The sequence below is a fragment of the Deltaproteobacteria bacterium genome, from assembly GCA_026129095.1.
Taxonomy (GTDB): Bacteria; JAGRBM01; JAGRBM01; order JAGRBM01; family JAHCIT01; genus JAHCIT01.
In genome coordinates, this window is sequence record JAHCIT010000010.1 from 65,205 (window position 1) to 83,523 (window position 18,319).

Annotated in this window: 14 protein-coding genes; 8 read left to right on the forward strand and 6 right to left on the reverse strand. The window is 60.8% G+C overall.

Annotation, left to right across the window (positions count from 1 at the left end; all coding sequences use genetic code 11):
- Positions 1-112 precede the first annotated feature (112 nt).
- The 4 genes from KIT79_13790 (at position 113) to KIT79_13805 (ending at position 7,000) form a co-directional block, all read left to right on the forward strand.
- Complete coding sequence (locus tag KIT79_13790; GenBank protein ID MCW5830374.1) at positions 113-4,048, forward strand: hypothetical protein; 3,936 nt, start codon at positions 113-115, stop codon at positions 4,046-4,048.
- Between the two features lie 191 nt (positions 4,049-4,239).
- Positions 4,240-5,394, forward strand: a complete 1,155-nt coding sequence (locus KIT79_13795; GenBank protein MCW5830375.1) for a serine/threonine protein kinase — start codon at positions 4,240-4,242, stop codon at positions 5,392-5,394.
- A gap of 13 nt (positions 5,395-5,407) precedes the next feature.
- Positions 5,408-6,487 (forward strand): FHA domain-containing protein, encoded by a 1,080-nt coding sequence (locus KIT79_13800; GenBank protein ID MCW5830376.1) that lies wholly within the window; start codon positions 5,408-5,410, stop codon positions 6,485-6,487.
- Positions 6,488-6,490: 3 nt separating this feature from the next.
- Positions 6,491-7,000: a hypothetical protein gene (locus KIT79_13805; protein ID MCW5830377.1), complete on the forward strand. Its 510-nt coding sequence runs from the start codon at positions 6,491-6,493 to the stop codon at positions 6,998-7,000.
- Here KIT79_13805 and KIT79_13810 read toward each other — a convergent pair.
- A complete protein-coding gene (locus tag KIT79_13810) occupies positions 6,997-8,988 on the reverse strand; it encodes a response regulator (GenBank protein MCW5830378.1) in 1,992 nt (663 codons plus the stop codon). The two genes, KIT79_13805 and KIT79_13810, sit on opposite strands and share 4 nt — an antisense overlap.
- 117 nt (positions 8,989-9,105) lie before the next feature.
- Here KIT79_13810 and KIT79_13815 point away from each other — a divergent pair, with 117 nt between their 5' ends.
- Positions 9,106-10,080 carry a bile acid:sodium symporter family protein gene (locus KIT79_13815; GenBank protein ID MCW5830379.1) on the forward strand — a complete coding sequence of 325 codons (975 nt, stop codon included), beginning with the start codon at positions 9,106-9,108 and terminating at the stop codon, positions 10,078-10,080.
- Positions 10,077-10,796 carry a nitroreductase gene (locus KIT79_13820; GenBank protein ID MCW5830380.1) on the forward strand — a complete coding sequence of 240 codons (720 nt, stop codon included), beginning with the start codon at positions 10,077-10,079 and terminating at the stop codon, positions 10,794-10,796. The genes KIT79_13815 and KIT79_13820 overlap by 4 nt, the downstream gene beginning before the upstream one ends.
- A gap of 72 nt (positions 10,797-10,868) precedes the next feature.
- Here the strand turns inward: KIT79_13820 and KIT79_13825 are convergent, their stop codons facing one another.
- The gene (locus tag KIT79_13825) at positions 10,869-11,105 is read right to left on the reverse strand and encodes a hypothetical protein (GenBank protein ID MCW5830381.1); all 237 of its coding nucleotides are present in this window, start codon (positions 11,103-11,105) and stop codon (positions 10,869-10,871) included.
- A gap of 38 nt (positions 11,106-11,143) precedes the next feature.
- Here KIT79_13825 and KIT79_13830 point away from each other — a divergent pair, with 38 nt between their 5' ends.
- Positions 11,144-12,424 (forward strand): BamA/TamA family outer membrane protein, encoded by a 1,281-nt coding sequence (locus KIT79_13830; GenBank protein MCW5830382.1) that lies wholly within the window; start codon positions 11,144-11,146, stop codon positions 12,422-12,424.
- On the forward strand, positions 12,425-14,386 hold the full coding sequence (locus KIT79_13835) for a hypothetical protein (GenBank protein ID MCW5830383.1): 1,962 nt from the start codon (positions 12,425-12,427) through the stop codon (positions 14,384-14,386).
- A gap of 23 nt (positions 14,387-14,409) precedes the next feature.
- Here KIT79_13835 and KIT79_13840 read toward each other — a convergent pair whose 3' ends face one another.
- From KIT79_13840 to cysK, 4 genes are all read right to left on the reverse strand, one after another.
- Positions 14,410-14,655, reverse strand: coding sequence for a hypothetical protein (locus KIT79_13840; protein MCW5830384.1), 246 nt, complete (start codon positions 14,653-14,655; stop codon positions 14,410-14,412).
- Entirely contained in the window at positions 14,652-16,286 is a 1,635-nt protein-coding gene (locus KIT79_13845) for a response regulator (GenBank protein ID MCW5830385.1), read from the reverse strand. Before KIT79_13845 ends, KIT79_13840 begins: the two co-directional genes overlap by 4 nt.
- 141 nt (positions 16,287-16,427) lie before the next feature.
- Positions 16,428-17,210 (reverse strand): MBL fold metallo-hydrolase, encoded by a 783-nt coding sequence (locus KIT79_13850; protein MCW5830386.1) that lies wholly within the window; start codon positions 17,208-17,210, stop codon positions 16,428-16,430.
- Between the two features lie 87 nt (positions 17,211-17,297).
- Positions 17,298-18,224 carry a cysteine synthase A gene (cysK, locus tag KIT79_13855; protein ID MCW5830387.1) on the reverse strand — a complete coding sequence of 309 codons (927 nt, stop codon included), beginning with the start codon at positions 18,222-18,224 and terminating at the stop codon, positions 17,298-17,300.
- Between the last annotated feature and the right edge of the window lie 95 nt (positions 18,225-18,319).

An 18,319-nucleotide genomic window follows, 5' to 3' on the forward strand; every position in this document is an offset into this window, starting at 1 on the left:
TTAGCGATTCCACCGGGCTGTAAACTTTTAACAAATCCCTGTGAGCCGTCTCGCAGGTCATTGCTGGGCCGTGGCATACTGCCGTTAAGTATATATGGACGGGTTTTCTCGTTTGAACAGGCTCTCGCAGCAGGGCTGCGGACGTTGGCGTACGGCCCGGTGGCTGGCCGCGATGGCCTTGTTCGCGCACACGATGGCCTGTGGTGGGCGCTTGCCTGAAATACCTGTCGAGCCCGAAGCTGTCTCCGTCGGCGCCTTTCTGGTGAAGCCCTATACCGGTTCGACACCGCCAGCCTGTGACGCCTCTGCGCCGCCGGCGTTCGGTCCACTGGCGGCCGGTGATGCCTACAACGTGCTGGTGGTTGCCCTGGGAGAGGGTGGCAGCGGGTTCTCCCCGGTCTTCAATGGCCTTGTGGAGCTTTCCAGCTCAGATCCCAACGACGGAACGACTGCGCCACGTGCGGCATCTGGCGGGTGCGTCACCTTCCTGAACCAGCGGGCCGTCACGGCAGGGACCGGCCTCACCATCACCGCTGACACACCGGCGGTCCGTGGCGCACGCAGTCCCAGCGCACCGTTCGATGTGACACTGGGGCCGGCGGCCCGCCTTGCGGTCCGGGTGCTGGGCATCAGTCCCGGTGATCCGCTCAATCCGGCGCAGGTGATCCTGCCGTCGGCTACCGGCCCGCAGGTTGTGGGCAGCCCGCTGGGCTTGAGGGCCGGGGTGCCATTCGACGTCGAGGTGATCGTGACCGATGCTCTCGGCAATACGGTTGTAGATACGCCTACGGTGTCGGTCGAAGCCCCGTTCGACCCGAATGTCGCGCCTCAGTTGGGTGCTCCCGGCATCTATACCATGACGATCTACCGGGCTGCGCCTACCCAGCGGGTGAGCGTAGTTGACCAGGCACTCTTGCTTGCCCGGGGGGATACGGCATTTTTTGCTGTCGGCGCCGAGCCGGGTGGTGCGGCAGAACTGGCTGTTGCCCTGCCGGGGCAGGTGATCCAGCCGACACCGGGCGGTTTCCTTCTGACCCCGTTTGCCAACACTCTCAAGGTGGGACAGAGCTTTTCCGTCCGGGTGGCGGCGGTCGATATTTTTGGCAACGTGGTTTCCGCAGCTACAGATACCATCGAGCTTTTCAACACGTCGGCACCCGGCACGCAGATACCGGTCAGCCGCCTGAACCTCACTCTTGGGCAGGCATCGTTCACGGTGGCAGCGCGCTCGGCGCAGGCAGGCCAGCAGCTTGATGCCTCGGGTAACGTGCTCCCTGTTGCTTCATCTGAAATGTTTGATATCGATCCACCTGATCCGGTCCTGCTGACGCTGAACTTTACGGGTGTTACGCCGGGACAGGCATATCTGGGTGGCCCTGCCGCCTACAGGCTGGATGCAGCCGCGCAGACACCGACCCCCACGGAAACCGGCGAGGAGTTCACCTCGGCCGACTACCGCGCCGTTAAGGTGGCGGGCGACGGCCTCGTCACGTCGTCAGGGGCACCCGACACGCCGCGCCGTCTGCTGCGCCTTGGCGGGGCTCCAACAGCCGAGTTCATGTTCCCGTCCCGGACAGGTACGTCCTGCGCGTATGATTCGGCGCGTTCCCAGATGGTCCTGTTCGGCGGCCAGAACGGCTTCGACCTGTTCGAGGACACCTGGGAATGGGATGGCAGTGTCTTGCAGCAGGTTTCGCCGGGGAGTGCCGGGGATACGCGACCCGAAGCACGCACGGCACACGGTATGGCCTACGTACCCGGAATGGGAGTGGCGGTATTCGGCGGTCTTACGGCACGCGAGCGGGTCAACGACCTGTGGTTTTGGGATGGCGCCACGTGGATGCAACCCGCCCAGACAGGTGCGCCGTCCCCCCGGCTGGGTGCGGCGGTTTCCTATGACCAGAATGCGGGCGTACTTATTGTGTTCGGCGGCGAGACGGCCACGGGTGATAGTGCCGAGTTATGGGCATGGGATGGTGCGGCATGGTCGCTCCAGCCAGTGACCGGACCACCACCGGGAGCGCGTGCTGGTGCGAAGCTGGTGTATGATCCGGTCCGTGCAACACATGTGCTGGCTGGGGGGCGTTCGCCGTCCGGGCTTGCGCAGGATCATTACGAGCTTTCCTATTCCGGTGTCTGGCCTGGCGGTACCTGGATATGGGCCAGGCGCAACGGGGTTGATATCAGTACCGTCCCACCCGGCCGGACTTCACACGTAGCCGTGTTCGATACCGGCCGGGAAGTGGTCATGGTGCAGGGCGGGATTACCGGTTCAACCAATCCGGCGGTCGCTGCAAATCTGTGGGAGTTCGACGAGAACAGCATCAATGGCCCCGAGTGGGCGACCTCGGGCGGCGCCGGTGGGCTGCCGCCGCTTTCCGGAGCAGCCGGCTGCTTTGACGAGATACGCGGCGTACTCGTGGTGGCAGGTGGCGGTATGCCTTCGGCTGCACTGAACCGCAGTATTTACCGATGGAATTCAGCCACACGGCTGGCCGTAACCGACCTTGCCCCAGGCAGTGCCGGGCCTTCTGAACGGGGTGGCGCGGCAATGGCCTACATGCCCGATGATGAAAGCGGATTTGCGATCGGCCGGATCCTGCTGTTCGGTGGGCGTGATGGCACAAGCGGCACGCTCCGGAACGACTTGTGGATGTTCGACGGGAATCTCTGGTCGCCCGTGGCTGTGGAGAGCGATGGAACGTCATTCCCGCCGCCCATGTCTGGCGCGAACCTGTCGTTTGACTCCGGCCGCGGACGCCTGGTGTTGTATGGCGGCACCGCTGCCCATGGCCCGGTCCGGCAGATATGGGATCTCCGGCGGGTGCCAGTGCCGCTGACGGGAATCCAGTTCCGGATGAATGCGGATGAGCTGATCGTGGAGTCCGGTGACGGCAATTTGGTGGCGGAACTTTCGCCCGGGGAATTTGTCGAGGTAGATGGAACCAGTGCCGTCGTGTCCGAAGTGGTTAACGGCAACCTGGCACGGCTTTCGACTGTAGTTGCCGATACCGGATCGCAGCCATCAGCGAATCGGCTTTTGTGGCAGTTCAGCGCATGGGTAGATCCGGGTGCGGGCGGGTTCGGGCTTCCGCCGGAAAGGCATGGCGCCGCCTCGGCGTACGACGAGGTAAACGGAAGTATCGTGGTTTTTGGAGGCGCTCTTACCAGCGGACTGTCCGCCGAGACGTGGCTCTGGGACGGTTCGGCATGGTCTTTTGTTCCAGTATCGGGATTTCCCCGGCCGCGCCACCGCGAGGGAGCAGCGATGGCGTTCGATCCGGTATCGGGCGCCGTGCTTCTGTTCGGTGGACAGGGAACTTCCGGCCTGCTCAGCGACACCTGGTTGTGGGACGGCGAGTATTGGACCGTGCTGGCGACGACCGGTTCCACGCCACCTCCCATGCGCGACGCTTCGCTTGCGCGGGCCGGCGGACTGGGGCTCATACTGGCCGGAGGAACGGATGCATCCGGGGCCTCCGTACCGGGTGAGTGGTTCTGGGATGGGATGGACTGGCATCAGCTCGGCACGTTTGATTCATCCGCTGGCCGTGGGCTCGCGGCGGTCGCCTATGATGAAATGACCGAGATGGTAGTGATCGCCGGGGGAACCGGAGGCACCGCCAGCGAGACGATCCTGTTCCCGCTGCCGCAGGCAAACCCTTGGGAAGCGGGCCGGTTTGCCGTTGAACTCTATGAGTTTCCGGTGAACCTGCCTTCATCGACAGTCGTGACCAATGTGGCGGTCACAGTGCGGGGTGCAGGCCGCGGCAGCGGTGGAGACGGGACCGACGTCTACGTCCAGGATAGCAGCGGGGCATGGACCTACGCCGGAGGTCACAGCGAAGCGCCAAGGCTTTGTGCACACGATGCCGATCCGGGCCAGTGTGCGCTGGATCGGACGATCACTGCGTCCCTGCCCGGATCCGGCCATATCCGGAGGGGCCGGGTTCATGTGGCCGTCTCCTCGGCGTCCAGTTCGTCAGCAATGGTTCGAGCGCTTCAGTCTACCGACTTCATCGAAGTTGTGGTCAGCTATCTTCCCTGAGATGCGGCTTCCATAAGTTGCCAGTGCCTGCCAAGGCCGAAAACCGCTTGAATATTCGCGGCTTCCGCGTAAGATATGATCTATACTTGGAGTGTGAGGGCGCTCGTCCACGTCAGAGTTTGGCGGGACGGCATGATGCTTCCAGGCAGAGCCATGGGTCTGTCGGGAGCGGAACCGGTGCACCCTCTAAGATGCCTGAAATCCCGTCCACTGCTTCCGATGGCGGCGCAACGGTACAATCGCCGCCACAGCCGGCCGCGCAGGCGGTACCGGCAAGTGTGGAACCATCCTTCCGGATTGGCCGTTACGAGATACTTCCGCCCGAACTGGGCAAGGGCGGTATGGGCGTGGTTTACCGGGCACGGGATCCGCACATCGGTCGGCACATTGCCATCAAGACGATTCCAACGACGGTAACACCGGATCACGAGCACTTCGAGGAATTCCGCCGCCGTCTCTTCCGCGAAGCACAGGCCGCGGGAAAGCTTAACCATGCAAATATCGTCACGGTATACGATGTGGGCGAGGCCGACGGCCAGCTCTATGTCGTGATGGAACTGATTGACGGCCGTTCGCTTGACAAGGTGATCCGCGCTGGCGAGGCCCCTCCTGCGGATGAAGTGTTTCATTTCATCGGTCAGGCAGGAGCGGCGCTCGACTATGCCCATGCACAGGGGATCATTCACCGTGATATCAAGCCGGCGAACCTGCTGGTGTCAGCGGATCGCCAGCTCAAGGTGGCCGATTTCGGCATTGCCAAGCTGTCGACGAGTACCATTACCCAGGAGGGCGGCCGCCTCGGTTCTCCGTCGTACATGTCCCCCGAACAGGTGGATGGCCGCGTGATTGATGGCCGCAGTGATCTCTGGAGCCTTGGTGTGGTTCTTTATCAGCTCCTCACTGGAGAAAAGCCGTTCAAGGGATCAACGGTGGCGGCCATCACTCACCAGATTGTGAATGGAACATTTGTGCCGCCGTCGGAGCTGAACCCGCGCCTTCCGCGTCGTATTGACCGGATTGTGGAAAAGGCGCTCCAGAAGGAGCCTGAGCGGCGTTTCCAGTCCGGTGGCCAGCTGGCATCCGAACTCCGGAAGATCGATCTGGACGAACTGCGGGGGCTTAAGCTTTCCTACGCCAAAAAGGGCCGTGAGGGTTCCGAACCCCGGCGATCCAGGGATTCGACGCCTGTGCCGCTTGCACCCTCGCAGATTGAGAGTGTTTTCCAGAATCTCACCTACAGTGCCCGGACCGTTGGTATGGTCAGGACCCGGCAGGACTGGTGGCCGTGGGCTGCACTGGCGGCCGGGACGGCTATTTTGCTGGCCGGCATCTGGCTGATGCGGTAGGAGATCCGAACCCGTGGTTATCCTCTGCCCCTCCTGCCGCGCCAAGCAGAAGGTCGATGTGAATTCACTCGTGGATGATGGCCTTGTCCGTTGTTCCGAGTGTTTTAACGTCTTCGTTGTTTCGCTGGAAAACCTGAAGGAGTTGTGGCAGCGCAAACAGGGGCAGGCTGGCGAGGATGCCCGGCTCGCCCGGTTTGAGCGCGCTGCAGTGGGCGATTATCTGCCCCCGGCACGCCGCCGGGCTCTCAGTGAGGCCCGTTCACTCCAGGAATCTCCAGACGCAATTCTGGACCGAACGGGTTTCGATGAGAGGTCGCAGGAACCCGACATCGGTGCGGCGACGATCCTGGGGCAGATCGTGAGCGAACCTGACGCCGTGGCGGCCCGGAAAACCGGTGCAAAGTCGTGGGGAACGCTCGTTGTGATGGACAGCGGCGGAGGGCAGGGCCGTGCGGTTCAGCTCCGGGCATCACCTTTTGTGATCGGTCGTGAAGGATGTGACCTGAACCTGCGGGACATCGAGATCAGCCGCCGTCATCTGGAACTGCTCTGGCGGGACGAGCCATTCGCACGCGACCTCGGTTCAACCAACGGTTCGTTTCTGAACGGGAAACGGATCGGCGAAGTGCAGCTCCGGCATCAGGATCAGATCGAACTGGGACGGTCCCGGATGCTTTTCCTGGCCTCGGAGCCGGTCCGGATTGCACCCGTACCGGCTGGGGACTTGCCGGTATCGGAGCTGACGCTCTCGCTGAGCCGGCTCCGGCCAGTGAAAGCGGCCGCACAGGGGGACACCCCGGTCTGTGCCGGACTTGATGTGATTGAGGGTCCGGATACGGGACGTCACTACCGGTTTGAACAGGCGAGCCTCCTGATCGGGCGTGAAGCCCCCGACATACGGCTCTCCGACCGGCAGGTTTCCCGCAAGCACTGTCAGGTCGAGCTGCTGTCGCGGGACCAGATATTCGTCAAGGACCTCGCCTCTCGCAACGGAACGGCGGTTAACGGGGTGATGGTGAAATATGCCCGCCTCGCACCGGGCGACCGGATAACGGTGGGCGATACGACACTTGTGTTCCTGATGGAGGGATGACCAGTGACAACAGCAAAATCGTTCCGTATCAGGGGGCTGGACCGCCGCCGCTCGGAAATACCGGTTGCCAGCGACCGGCGTCGGGGCCCCCGCCGCTTTGAGGATGACAATTTAGACGCGGGGGAAGTCACCCGGAAACTGTCCGGTTCGCTGGATATCCTGGTGGATGCCATTGGGGAACGTCTCGGGAAAATACAGGGCCGGATCGGCCTGGTGCCCGATCTCGATGACGGCGAAGTGACACAGATACCGACCCGTAATCCTCATCTCCGTGAGGCAATGCACACACTGGCAGGAATTGAGGCCGAAGTGGTCGAATTGGTAAGGAAACTTCGTGCACGGGGACCGGTTCCGGGAGCCGACCGCAAGCGGATTCTGGCGCTGGTTCAGTCCATCATGGGCGTGGACCGGACACTGGCTGATCTCATGGCGCGGCGGCTGGGGCAGCCGGGGGACTCGCCGGAAATACGGGGGACCAGGTTTCTGGCCCGTGTGGAAAAACTCCTGGCCTAGGAACCCAACTGCCCGATCCTTTTCAGCAGTTCGCGGGCCCATGCGGAAGACGGGTTCGTCTGCATGGCGGCCTGGATCCAGATACGTGCAGTTTCCGGTTCGCCATTATCCAGGGCAATCTCTGCACGCATGAGGTTCGCGGCCTCGCTGCCCGGCTGGTCGCGGAGCACACCATCGATCATGTCCGTCACCTGCCGGCAAAGCAGCGGCGGCCTGCTTTCGCGGTTTTCCAGATACTGTGTCCAGGCCCAGAAGGCGTAAGACTCCAGTTCACTGGTATTCAGTTCAAAGGCTTTCTGGAAAGCCTCGCCCGCAGCCATGTACCGTTTCTGTTCCAGCAGGTCACGTCCCTTGGCGAACCATCGCTCGGTTTCATTTGCATGAACAGCGGGAGGCGGGTTGGTACGTCCCTCCAGTGCATGAAGTTCGGCCAGGTACTGCTTGCAGCGCTCAGGATCGAGAAGCGTGTCCCGGGCCAGCTGCACCCGGGCGAATGCTTCTTCGGCTTCCTGCCGGGCCTCGGGCTCGATATCCCGCGGGAGGCTGAACGGCGGGTATTTGGATGCTTCGCGCTGATAGGCTGCCGATATTTCCACTTCCCGTGAACTGGCGCTCACGCCTAGCACGTCGAAAAGGTTTTTCTTCATCACGTCCACAAAGCGGCTGTGTATGCTGGCGGCAAGCTTCGATTTGACCGGGGCTTTCGCAGACTCGGCTGGCCGCTGGTCCATCTGCTCCAGCTGGCTCTGGAAATCCTTGCGGAGTGTGGCCGTCTGGTCCCTGACCATCTGCTCAAGCCTTGCCTGCTCGGCCGCGACATGCCCTTCGGACCGGGGCGGAAGGGATGAACTGGTCTTGGCGGTGCCAGTGCGGTCGGGAATGTGGATTCTCAGGACTCCCAGGAGGAGCAGCGCGTAAATGGACTGGAGTGCCGAGAGGAGGCGGTCCTTCCGGCGGTCCAGTATTTCGCCCAGCGTCAGTTTCCCGTCCACGGCGTCCAACGTCATTTTTTCCGCCGGCATCAGGGAGAGCCGGGAGATGACCGTATCGGATTTGTCCGCCTTCATGAGACGAAGGCTGGTCAGCCGTTTCAGTTCCGGAAGCAGGATGTCCGCCGTATAGAACCGGCGAATTCCGGTCAGCATGATATCATTGATGTCGTATTCGAATACTTCGATATTACCGAATTCGGCATCGGTCCGGCGAAGTATGTAGTGTCCCGTGTTCCAGCCAAATGCGTTCAGTATTTTTTCCCGGATATGGGAGCGGAGGGCCTCGTAAAGATCATCTGAAGTAATAACGCCCATTTCGATCAGCACATCGCCCTGCCGCCGGGCAGTGCGTGTCATGGTCTCGATGGACCGCTCGTAATCGGCATGGCTGATGAGCCCGATGGCAACGAGGTGCCGGCCAAGCACTTCACCGGAGATATTCGACGCGGCATACACCGGAAATCCGCCCATCATGTAGATCTTCCGGTAGTAGTCACCCTGCTCAAGCTGCAGAATGCCGGTTACGCGGTTCTGATGCACATAAGTGAGAAGTTTGCTGGTCGTCGTGCCGTTGATGATCCCGGCGATTTCGCCGCTCACTGTACCGGGTTTTTCCGTCTTTACGCCGCCGCCAATAAGGCCCGACACAGTGGAGAGCAGTTCGTCGGTTGGAAATGGCTTGGTGAGATATCCCGATATCCGGTAGCGTTCGATGGCGTGGGTCTTTTCGCCGGGAGACTTGAACAGACCCGTGGTCATCAGGACTGGAACCGTTTTTCCTTTCTCTGTCATCCGGATGAGCTGGACCAGTTCGGCACCGGTCATGACCGGCAGGATGACATCGACGATGAGAAGATCGAATTTCTCCGCCTCGAACAGGCTCTGCGCCGTGCGTCCATCGGCGGCCGTCTTGACCTCGTAGCCTACCCCGGAAAGGGCCTGGCTCACCGTCTCAACATGAGTGGAGTCGTCATCGGCGATCAGGATGCGTTTCAAGACGGATTACCCCGGACCCTGTTTGTAGCCTATATAGAAGCAGCTTTGGAACTGAAGGGCGCCTGAAGACAGCGTATGGCCGAAATCCCCGGCTGTCCAACTTTCGGGCAATCATTCATGCGGGACGTCTGGATATTCCTGGGGCTTATTCTGGTGCTGGGGGGCGTGGCAACGGCCCAGCCGGAGTGGTTTGCATCTGCCGGAAAGTGGATTCCCCTGATGCTCGGGGTAGTGATGTTCGGCATGGGTGTAACGCTGGAAACGGGGGATTTTGGCCGGGTAGTCCGGCGTCCGCTCCCGGTCCTTCTTGGCGCCTGCCTCCAGTATGGAGTGATGCCGGTAGCAGGCCTGGCAGCAGCGTGGCTGACCGGTGCGGAGCCGGTGGTACTTCTGGGGTTCGTGCTCGTGGGGGCGGCTCCTGGCGGTACTGCATCGAACGTGATCGCTTATTTCGCCCGGGCTGATGTGCCCCTGTCAGTGACGATGACTGCCATCTCCACGATGCTGGCACCGCTTTTCATGCCGTTCTGGACAAAGCTCCTTGCCGGACACGCGCTTCCGGTGGATTTTCTGGGCATGGCGAAAAGCACGTTCCAGATTGTCGTGATACCGGTTGTTCTGGGCATGCTTGCGGGCAGTGCGGGACCTCGACTGCGCGAACTTTCGGGTAAAGTCATGCCGCTGATTTCGGGCGCGATCGTGGCCTTCATCATCGCCATCATTGTCGCCGGAAGCCGGGACCGGCTGCTGGCCGTACCAGTGGCAATCTTTCTGGGAGTCTTGCTTCATAATGGATTTGGTCTGTGTGTGGGGTGGCTAACCCCCCGGTTGATGGGGAGATCCCCGGCCGAGTGCCGTACGATGGCAATTGAAGTGGGAATGCAGAACTCCGGGCTTGCCGCGGCACTGGCGGCGGTCCATTTCCCGGCAGGCGCGGGGCTTCCGGCAGCGCTGTTCAGTGCCTGGCAGAACCTGTCCGGGGCAGCTTTGGCATCTATCTGGCGCAGCCGCCCCGCAGTGGGGTATGGTGAGCCCCGGCGATCTGGGCTATTCGCCAGCAAAAAGAAGACAGGGGAGAACTCCGCTCCATGAACGTATTGCAGGCAATCGAGGCGCGCCACAGTGTCCGGGCATTTGCGAAGCAGCCGGTTGATCCGGCACTGATCTGGAAAATCCTCGAGGCTGGCCGGAAGGCCCCGTCGTGGTCGAATTCCCAGCCCTGGGAGTTTGCCGTTATCGCCGGTGAACCGCTGAATGCACTCCGCAAGGAGATGTACGAAACCGGTCGGCGTGGGGTTCCGCGCAATCCGGATATCCCGCATCCCAAGACCTTTCCCGACCGGCACCAGAACCGCCGCCGGCTGAACGCGAAGATGCTCTTTTCGGCGCTGAATATCCCACGCGAGGACAGTGCACAGCGCGAGGAGTTCAACCTGTCGATGCTGAGGTTCTTTGACGCGCCGGTGGGAATAATTCTCTTGATGGATTCGCAACTGGATGGAACCTGGTCGGTGCTCGACATGGGTTGCTGCCTGCAGAACATCATGCTGGCGGCGGTTGAACTGGGACTCGGCACCTGTGCCGAGGCGTCGATTACCGCCTATCCGGATGTGGTGAGAAAGCATTTGCACATGGGCAAGGAAAAACGCGTTATGTGCGGGCTCGCGCTTGGCCACCCGGAGCGGGGGACAGTGCTGGGTGACTTCCGGAGCATCCGTGTGGCGCTCGACGAGATTTCCTACTGGATCGGAATTGATCCGCCGCTGCGCGGCGGCGAGCACGAGCCGGGTTCAGGGACGGGAATCTAGAGTCCGTTTTGTAAGCACCCTTGGTTCGGGATTGCCGGGTTAAGGAAGCCTTTGTGAACACCCCGGCCAGGCTTACTCCGTCGATTTGGGATGCCCGAACGGATGGACGGCCCGGTCCAGATCTGGCGGCATTGGTTCTGGCTGAGAAAGCGGGCGGCTGAGCCGTTCTTGCCGTTCTGCTGCCGTTTCCGGCACACTAGGGTTGGAAACAAGAATCACGCCGATGGTGGCGATGGTCAGCACGGCCGCGAGGGCGAGCGTGATCCAGAGAGGCGTTCGGTTTGCCGGGGTTTCGTGCCGGTTCTTCACGGCTGCGGAGGTTAGCAGGTCTGTGTGCGGCTGTCGCTTTGACGGCAGGCCCTGGTGCAACCCATGCGAAATCCGTTCCTGACGCCATGGAAGCCGGTGAAGGGCCGGGCGATAAGGCCTACGAGCAAACACCGGAGCGCCCGGAAAGTAACGAAAAGCCGGTAGACGATTTTCTCGATTCTGAATGGTTCCCTCTCAACTGGCCCGCAATGGGTTTCGAAAGTGCTGCCCGGCCGGTTATCTGGACCGTGGAATTCATTGACCGGTACCGGATCCACCGTCGGGTTTATGATCTTCTCACCAATGACGAACGAACGGCGGCGATTTACCCGTTCGCCAGTTTTGGTAATGAAGGGCTGAACCGGGTCGGCATCCGGGCGTTTCACCGGAACCTTTTCAATGAACGCAAGGTGGCTCGGATTTCCATGGACTGGGACATGGACCGTTCAGTCACCCAGCGGTTTCGCTATACCGATCCCTCGGTGCTTGGATCCAGCTTTTATGCGGGCATGGATCAGAAGTTCGGGCGTTACATGGACACCCGCTATTACGGGCTGGGCAACCAGAGCCTGAAGGCGAACCGGTATTCGTTCCGGTCGGATTACGAATCAGTGACGATTCAGTCTGGCTATGGTCAAGGACGTAACCTGGGCGTGGGTATCGCCCTGTCCGTTGACCATTCGGAGATCCGGCCATCAGTGCCCGCCACGCCAGGGACAACAGCTGGAGTGACACCGGAGCAGCTTGGGGTAATTCATGACAAGACGCTGCTGGGAGTTGCCGGTGTGGCCAGATTCGACCGGCGTCGTTGGCGGGCAGAGACACTGGAGGGGTACCGGCTGCTGGCGACGCTTGGTATGTTTGCCTCTCCGGGCGGAAACCCCAGCCGGTTTCTGAAATGGTCGGTGGATGCGGCCTGGTTCCAGCCGCTGATTCACCGGGGGCGTGTCTTGGTGCTCAGGGCATGGATTGAATCCGTACATCCTCTGAGTGGAGGCGAGGTTGGCTTGTTCGACCTGCCTGCAGCCGGTGGGGACAATTTCCTCCGGGGGTTTCCCACCGGCCGGTTCCGTGACCGGACGGCGATGGTATTTTCGCAGGAGTACCGGTTTCCGGTCTGGCGATTTATGGATTTTACGGTGTTTGCTGATGAGGGCCGGGTCATGTCCGGCCCCGGTTCGATCTCCTTTGCAGACATGCATCTGTCGTGGGGTGCAAGCATCCGGTCCCGGCGGCGGGATCTGTTCCTCTGGCGGTTCGTTTTTGCACAGAGCAAGGAAGGGATTCGGCTGAATCTTTCCTTCAATCAGGAGTTTTAGGTGAATCGGGCGATCCAGCTAGTGACAGTTGTGACGGCGGGGCTTTTGGGCATGGCCCCGCCGGTATTTGCTGGGCATCCTGCACCGGAAATCGGCTGGGTGGCGTCAGTGCCAGGGCTGACTACTGGCGGCTGTTCCCGGCGCGAGATTGGCCGCCGCACCGACATGATCGATCAGACGGCTATCAGGCCGGTGCGATCGTTGCTCCGGCCAGTCGAGTGGATGCGGGCGGTGGGGTACTGGACGGCACTCCTCGATGACCGGGAGGCGAGCGACCTGACGCCATACGGTGAAGTGGAAGATTCGGCTTATTTCATCAATCGCATGGGCAAGCGGCAGCTCACGGCAGACGAAATTGTTCGCGGCCCGCTCGCGGTGGCTTCCCTCAAAGGGCCGTGGACAGTGGTTCAGGTAGATGAACGCTCGGTTCCGCGCCTGACCGCGATGGATCGCAATGGCAGCCGGTGGGAACTGCTCTTCGACTCACGCGCCTATCCCGAGATGGCTACAGGAGCCTATCTGGTCTCATCGCGCCTGCTGTGGGCAGCCGGTTATTTCGTCCGTCCATCGGCACTGGTACGCATCCAGACATCCGAATTCAGGACAGCGAAGGAGATCGTCTGGATCGACAAGTATGGCGAGGTGCGCGATCACGGACCTCCGCTGGAGGAGGTGTTTGCCCGTCTGTCCCGCAACCCGGATGGTTCGCTCCGGGCTGTAGCCGTCTTTGTTCCACCGGGTGAAGTCTGCGGGCCGTGGCCCTTTTCGGGGCAACGGAAGGACGACCCGAACGGAATTGTGATGAACCAGCACCGCAGATCGCTCCGGGGGCTCCGGTGGTTCGCGGCATGGCTGAATATGATCGGATCCAGCCAGCATTTCACCAGTTCCCGCTGGGTCAGATCCGATGACGATGGCAATGGACTTCTGATCCATTTCCTTGAACGGCTTGAACAGTCATTGGGATCAAACGAAAGCCGTCCCAGATCTCCACGAGATGGGCACGGATACTACTTCAATCCCTGGGCTGTACTCAGGCAGATCGGCACGCTGGGTTTTTACCAGGAGGATTTCGAGAATGACCGGGCATCCGGAGTTCGCGGGATCGGCCATTTCGAATCGCTCAGGTTCCGCCCGGAAACCTGGCGCGGGTACTTTCCCAATCCGGCATTCCAGAGCGCCACGGCACTCGACGGTTACTGGGCCGCAAAAATCCTGTCATCCTTTGGCACACGGGAAATAGAGGCGGCTGTCGAGGCTGCGGGATATACCGATCCGGCCGCCCAGCGCGATCTGGTCCGGATACTTTCCGAGCGGCGTGACAAGATCACCGCCTGGCTGTTCCGTAATTCGCTGGCCGTGGATAATTTCCGGGTTTCAAGATCACCCGAAGGAAACTGGGACTTCCTGTTTGACGACCTTGCCGTGGACCGGCGGCTGATCCGGCCGTCGGAAGCCAGTTACCGGTTCCTGCTTCGGCCGCGAGGTTTTGTCGAGGCCGATCTTGCGTCGCTGGGCGGATTGATCAACCGGTTTGCTGACAACGGGTCTTCCCGTCGTATTCTTATTGATTTCGAACTGGCCCGTCGCATCCGGTCCTATCCGCCAATCCGGTTTTCACAGGAGCCTGTGCGATGGGAAATGATCCTGGTAGGCCGGTACGGGCGGGTGGCCCCGTTTTCGCAAGCCGGAAATGTACCGGCGCCAGACCCGGAAGGAGCAGCTGCCCGTATGGTTGAATTTGTCGAACAAATTGAAGTGCCATCACCCGAACAGACGCTGCAAGCGATGGGCGGCCGGGTCCGGCTGAGTTACGAGCGCACGGTCAACGAAACGCTGATGCCGGGGCTTCCCCGCGAATTCACGCCGTCACTAGCCGGGTCACGTCCGCCGCCGGTACGGATACTGCTGGCCTATGAACCAGAAACCGACCAGCTGGTTATCGAGGGATGGGAACGGTGAAAGGTCCGGTCGTGAGCCTGTAATCACTGCTCGTCGGTGCCGCCATCCGTTTCCCGGCGGCGCATGGTATACAAATAGTATCCGGAAAGGCCGAGGATGAGCCACGGCATGGCCAGCATCATGTACAGGAAAAACTCCGCGCCGGGATTTCCCCCCTGCTGGTAACTGCAGGTGGGGCATCCAATGAGAAAATCCGCCAACGGTGGAGCAACGCCAGTCATGTCAGCGCCGATGGTGCTGGATGCCGCCGGGGTTGTCAAAAGATTCAATCCACTTGCTGCTGTTCCAGCATGGCCATCGCCTGTGCCAGGGATTGCTTGGCCCGGGCCTTGGAGTCCTCATAAATCTTTGACAGGTTTTCGTACTGGTTGCGGAGTTCCTCGTACTGGGCAACCAGTTCGTTGTACTGGTTCGTAACCGCCTCGGCCTGCTTGACGTATTCTTCCATGGCCTGCTGCGACTGCTGCTGGATTTCCTGGATGTACTGTTCCTGCTGCGCCTGGTAATCGGCGATCTGGGACTGCATCTGTTCTTCGTACTGTTTGGCCAGATCCTCCATCTGTTTCTGGTAGCTGGCCTCGATCTCCTGGAACTGCTGCTGGTAATGGCTGTCGGCGTTCTGTGCGGCGGCCTGAAGTTCGGCATTCTGCTGCTCCAGGGCCTGCGCGTGGGCTTCCAGTTCGGGAAGCCGCTGCTGGAACTGGACGATCTGGCTGGCTGCTTCCTCTTCCTGGGCCTGCATTTCCTCGCGAAGCTGTTCGGTTTCGTCCCGGAGCCGGCTTTCGAGTCCCTGGGCGATTTCAACCTGTTTCTGGAGTTCGGCGTTGAAACTTTCTAGCCGCTGCTCCAGTTCCGCTACCTCGGCGTTCTTGGCTTCCAGTGCCTGTGCGGCCTCTGTGTAGGCCTCTGCCTGGGCAGAGAGTTCAGCGACGTGTGCCTGCGCCTGTTCCAGTTCGGCAGCGCGGCTTTCAGCCAGCTCGTGGTATTCATTCACCTGGGCCTGAGCCTGCTCGAATGATTTTTCCCACTCTGCAAGGCTTTGCCTGAGCGTTTCGGCCTCGGCTGCCTGTGCCTGCAACTCCTCAAGTGTCTTGTCATATTCGGCGATGCGGGCTTCGGCTTCGGCGAGCTTCTGGTTGAGTTCGGCAACCTGTTGCTCAAGCAACTGGCGGTGTTCATCGGCCCCGCCGGCGGCAGCCGCCAGTTCGGCTTCGAGCTGGCTGATACGTTCCTGTGCATGGACGAGCTCGGTAGCCGTCGCCTGGCTGGCGGCATTCCCTTGGGCCGATTCCAGTTCCTGGACCTGCTTGGTGAGCTTCCGGTTGGCTTCCTCGAGCTGGAGGATTTTTGCCGATGCCTGACGGCCCGCTTCGCCGGACTGGAGCGCCTTGGCGGTTTCCTCCTTGGCGTCCTCTACTTCTTTCTTCAGCCGGTCGATTTCCTTGGCCCGTAGCTCCAGTTCCTTGTCAGTGGCGTGTTCCTCGAACATTGCGTCGATCTTCGAGGCGACTTCATCCATGTCGATGCCGCCTTCGTCGAATCCGACAAGGTTCTCGATCGACCGGACAACATCGGCTGTATCAATCGGTTTCCGGAGGTAGTCCTGCGCGGCGACTTTCAGCTTCTTGTGACGTTCGAAATCCTTGTCGGTCGCTTCCTTCGAGACGATGATGATCGGCAGGCTGCTCTGTTCCTTGATTTTCTTGCAGATGACGTATCCGGAGGCGTCAGGGAGTTCGAGCGAGAGCAGCAGCAGGTCCGGCATCTTCCCGGCGATACGCTCTGTCGTCTCCTTGCCGGAGGCGACGATATCCGCCTGCACCTTTCGTTTGGAAAGTGCGTCCCTGATAGCCTCGGCAAAAGGCTGGTCGGCATCTGCGATCAAAATAGTTCGGGGCATCCGGAATTTACCGCCACAAGACAGAAGGCCAATGAAAACCGAAAGTTAACAGTAAGAAAGAGGACCAACCCCTGTCAATATGGAGCTGTGCATTTGTCGGCTATGGAAGTGAACCGATCAAGAAGGCACCCGGCATCATCTTCAGGCGGCCGGGACACGGACCTCGGAGGAGAGACCGTCGTATCCGACCAGCACATTTCCCGGCATCTTCCCCTGCAGCTCATCATGGTCAACATCATGCGTCATATGGGTAAATATGCACAGCCGGGGAGCAAGATCCTCCACCACGGCGAGCGAACTGGAAATGGACATGTGCGTGGGGTGCGGATCCCACCTGAGGGCGTCCAGGACCAGTACATCGAGATTCCGGAGCCGTTCGCGAGCGGCGGCAGGCACATCATTACAGTCCGTTACATATGCAAATGGGCCGATCCGGTAGGCAAAGGTCGTTCCGGCGGGTCCATGAGGCACTGGTATGGCTTCCACTTCCGGGAGGTCGAGACAATCAAACCGGCCCGGTTCGATGGGAGTCAGCTTCAGTTTCGGGGCTCCGGGATATGACGACATGCCGAACGCGTATCCAAAGCGGCCCAGCAGCCGTTCGGCAGATGGTGTTGGCGCCCAGCAGGGTATGGGCTGGTAACCCTGAAGGTAGTTCATCATCCGGAGGTCATCGATCCCGTGACAGTGATCGGCGTGGTCATGGGTGAACAGCACTGCATCCACCCGTTTCAGTCCGTTGTCGAGTGCCTGCCGGCGGAAGTCAGGCGAACAGTCGATGAGAATTTTCCGAGTGCCCGTGTCCAGGTAGGCAGAAACCCGGAGTCGCCGGTTCTTGGGATTTCCGGATGTACAGACACGGCATGGACACCCGATGACGGGAACACCGGTCGAGGTTCCTGATCCCAGAATGGTGACCTTCATGGCGGCGATCCTAGCCGGAAAAAGATCAGGGGGTCACCAGCCGATGACCCCCTGTAATCCGCTAACGGATCGTGACGGCCCAAGCCGTCAGTCAAACAGGCCGGTGGACAGGTACCGCTCGCCGTAAGACGGGATGATGCAGAGGACGCGCTTCCCGGCGCCCAGTTCCTTGGCCACCTGAAGGGAGGCAGTCACGTTCGCGCCAGATGAGATTCCGCAGAGGATGCCCTCTTCCTGCGCAAGCCGCCGGGCCATGGCGAAGGCGTCTTCGTTGGAGACCTGGATGACACGCTGGTAGATTTTCGTGTTGAGGATGCTGGGCACGAATCCCGCGCCGATGCCCTGGATCCGGTGCGGTCCTGGCTTGCCGCCAGAAAGTACGGGTGAAGCGGTGGGTTCCACGGCAACTACCTGAACGTGAGGTCCCACCTCCTGCTTCAGGACTTCACCGACGCCGGTAATGGTTCCGCCAGTCCCGACGCCCGCCACGAACGCGTCTATCTTCCCGTCCATCTGGCGGATGATCTCGCGTGCTGTCGTCTCGCGGTGAACCTTCGGGTTGTCAGGATTGTCGAACTGCTGGGGCATGAAATAGTCGGGCCCGGTGGCGGCGATTTCCTGCGCCTTGGCAATCGCGCCGCGCATCCCTTCCGGCCCCGGCGTGAGTACCAGTTCGGCGCCGTAGGCTTTCAGCAGCTTGCGGCGCTCCAGTGACATGGTTTCCGGCATGGTGAGGATCAGCTTGTAGCCCTTTACCGCACACACGAGGGCAAGAGCGATACCGGTATTGCCGGAAGTGGGTTCCACCACTGTCATGCCGGGTTTCAGGCGTCCAGCCTTTTCAGCGCCCATGATCATCGAAAACCCGATCCGGTCCTTTACCGATCCGCCGGGATTTTGATACTCGAGCTTTCCGAACACTTCGGCCGAGCCCGCTTCGACGACGCGCCGCAGCCGGATGGCTGGTGTGTTGCCAATCAGTTCCAGAATGTCGTTGTACAAGCCGCTGTTCATTGCCATGACGAAAATCCCTCCGGTCGAAAGTTCGCGCCCGGCGCCGGACTCCTGCAGGTGAGGTTGTCGATGGGGCGCGTAGCAGGAGCCTAACG

Coding starts and splice junctions, on each gene's coding strand:
- KIT79_13795 (MCW5830375.1), top strand. CDS start 4,240: ATGCCTGAAATCCCGTCCACTGCTTCCGATGGCGGCGCAACGGTACAA.
- KIT79_13815 (MCW5830379.1), top strand. CDS start 9,106: ATGCGGGACGTCTGGATATTCCTGGGGCTTATTCTGGTGCTGGGGGGC.
- KIT79_13820 (MCW5830380.1), top strand. CDS start 10,077: ATGAACGTATTGCAGGCAATCGAGGCGCGCCACAGTGTCCGGGCATTT.
- KIT79_13845 (MCW5830385.1), bottom strand. CDS start 16,286: ATGCCCCGAACTATTTTGATCGCAGATGCCGACCAGCCTTTTGCCGAG.
- KIT79_13850 (MCW5830386.1), bottom strand. CDS start 17,210: ATGAAGGTCACCATTCTGGGATCAGGAACCTCGACCGGTGTTCCCGTC.
- cysK (MCW5830387.1), bottom strand. CDS start 18,224: ATGAACAGCGGCTTGTACAACGACATTCTGGAACTGATTGGCAACACA.